The 2,557-nt window shown below is 63.9% G+C and carries 2 protein-coding genes; both read left to right on the forward strand.

Going from position 1 to position 2,557, the window contains the following annotated elements:
* Positions 1-116 precede the first annotated feature (116 nt).
* On the forward strand, positions 117-992 hold the full coding sequence (locus IV113_RS24760; RefSeq protein ID WP_291090899.1) for a site-specific integrase: 876 nt from the start codon (positions 117-119) through the stop codon (positions 990-992).
* 7 nt (positions 993-999) lie between these two features.
* Entirely contained in the window at positions 1,000-2,205 is a 1,206-nt protein-coding gene (locus IV113_RS24765) for an IS91 family transposase (protein WP_291090900.1), read from the forward strand.
* The last annotated feature ends 352 nt before the right edge of the window (positions 2,206-2,557 follow it).

A 2,557-nucleotide genomic window follows, 5' to 3' on the forward strand; every position in this document is an offset into this window, starting at 1 on the left:
GGACTAAACCGCTCGCGCGGTAGTCTCCGAGCTGAGATGGTTGGTTGACGTCGATGGCGCACGTGCCGATGTTGTGAGCCGAGGCAATTGGCCTCGTTCACGACAGGAGCACCATCATGAATGCACTCCATGCGACGGTTTCGCCGTTGCGCCAGCGCATGCTCGAAGACATGCGGATGCGCAGGCTCGCACCCAAGACGCAGACCGCCTACATCCGAGCCGTGCGCCGGCTTGCCGCTTACCTTCACCGGCCTCCGGATACCGCCTCCGTGGAGGATCTGCGCAACTTCCAGCTCTACCTGGTTGACCAGGGCACCTCGCCCATCACCCTCAATGCCACCATCACCGGGCTGAAGTTTTTCTGCGAGATCACCTTGGATCGCGCAGAGTTGACGGCCAAGATGCAGCCTGTTCATGTGCCCCGCACCTTGCCGGTGGTGCTCAGCCGTGAGGAAGTGGCTCGCCTGATTGCCGCAACTGGAAACCTCAAGCACCAGACTGCACTGTCCCTGGCCTACGGTACGGGCTTGCGTGCCAGCGAGGTAGTTTCCTTGAAGGTTGGCGACATCGACAGCCAACGCATGACGCTGCGCGTGGAACAAGGCAAAGGCAGCAAGGACCGCTACGCCATGCTCTCGCCAATATTGCTGGAGCGCCTTCGGGTCTGGTGGCGTGTCGCCCGAGCGCAAGGGAAGATGCTCGATGGTGGCTGGCTGTTCCCAGGCTTGAACCCGGTCGAGCCTCTGACCACTCGGCAGCTCAACCGCGCCATTCACATGGCGGCTGACGCCGCGAACATCGACAAGCGCGTGTCCATGCACACGCTGCGCCACAGCTTTGCGACACACCTGCTGGAGCAGAAGGTGGATATCCGGGTGATCCAGGTTCTGCTGGGGCACAAGAAGCTGGAGACGACAGCGATGTACGCGCAGGTGGCCACCGACGTCCTGCGCGAGGTGGTCAGCCCGCTGGAGCAGCTCAGCACCGCGTAGGCCCACCATGGGCACCGCTGCCCTGGAGGTGGCGGACATCTTCCGCACCCACGGGCCGGCCTGGCGGCAAGCCCAGCGCTCCCACCTGAGCCTGGGTCAGCTCAAGGTCATGACAGCCATTGAACAGTGCCGCAGCGCGGCACTGGGAGGACATGTGCTGCGCTGTGAAGACTGCCAGCGCCTGCAGGTCGCCTACAACTCGTGCCGCAACCGGCACTGCCCCAAGTGCCAGGCCAGTGCTGCACAGCGCTGGCTGGATGCGCGCCAGGCCGACTTGCTACCCGTGGACTACTTCCATGTGGTCTTCACGCTGCCCGCACCCATCAGCGAGATCGCGTACTGGAACAAGGCCGTCGTCTACGGCCTGCTGTTTGAGGTGGCGGCACAGACGCTGCGCACCATCGCCGCTGATCCCCGGCACCTGGGCGCGCAGATCGGCGCCACCCTGGTGCTACACACCTGGGGTTCGGCGCTCACGCACCACCCGCACGTCCACGGCATCGTGCCCGGCGGCGGGCTCTCGCTCGACGGCCAGCGTTGGATGGCTTGCCGACCGGGCTTCTTCCTGCCGGTGCGTGTGCTCTCGCGCCTGTTCAGGCGGCTCTTCCTGGAAGCACTGGAACAGGAGCACCGCGCAGGCACGTTGCAGTTCTTCTCGCAACACACCGCGCTGGCAGATCCGAAAGCCTTTGCTCGATGGCTCGCGCCGCTGCGACGGTGTGAATGGGTGGTCTATGCCAAGAAGCCGTTTGCGGGGCCACAGGCTGTGCTGGCCTACCTCTCGCGCTACACGCACCGGGTGGCGATCTCCAACTCTCGGCTGGTGGCGCACGACGAACGCGGGGTGACGTTCCGCTGGAAGGACTACCGTGAAAAGGACCGAGCCCAGGGCAAGACACGCCACAAGGCAATGACGCTCTCACCCGAGGAGTTCATGCGCCGCTTCCTGCTGCACGTGCTGCCCAGCGGGTTCCACCGCATCCGGTACTACGGGCTGCTGGCCAACAATCATCGGCGGGAGTGCATCGCACAGGCGCGAGAGCTGCTTGTGGCAGAGGTGCCAGGCGGGCAGATCGAGAGTAACCGCTGTGCCGGCGCTGAACCGGGCCGACCGACCTTCGTGTGCGTTCACTGCGGTGCCGCGATGCTTATCGTTGAGACGTTCGCACGCGGGCAATCGATTCGCACGCCGAACCAGCGAGGACCACCATGACCGTGTTGGCATGCGTGACCTTCTTGATGTCTGGTGCGGGCTTACCGCAGCTCGTCGGGGACAGTTGCGCCCGATCTAGAAATCGACGGTGCCGCCCCTGCGAGAACTGCTGCAACTGTTCATCTGAAACCGTGCAGCACACCGCGTTGAAGCCTTCGAGCCTGGATCAGGCGGTGCAACTTTCACCGACCAGAACACTGCACTCCGTCAAATCCCCATAGCTGCCAATTGGTACACCCAGATTGGTGCTCCCCGCGGTTTCCTCCCTAGAGGCTTGTAGGACGCCCACCCTTCGTGGTCAGCGTGTGTCATCGGCACGCCTGCGCGGGAGGGCGTCCTACAACCCTTAACT

The sequence above is a fragment of the Hydrogenophaga sp. genome (genome assembly GCF_018780385.1).
Lineage (GTDB): Bacteria > Pseudomonadota > Gammaproteobacteria > Burkholderiales > Burkholderiaceae_C > Hydrogenophaga.

Excerpts from the sequence above, each read along its gene's own strand:
- IV113_RS24760 (WP_291090899.1), top strand. The coding sequence starts at position 117 with ATGAATGCACTCCATGCGACGGTTTCGCCGTTGCGCCAGCGCATGCTC.
- IV113_RS24765 (WP_291090900.1), top strand. The coding sequence starts at position 1,000 with ATGGGCACCGCTGCCCTGGAGGTGGCGGACATCTTCCGCACCCACGGG.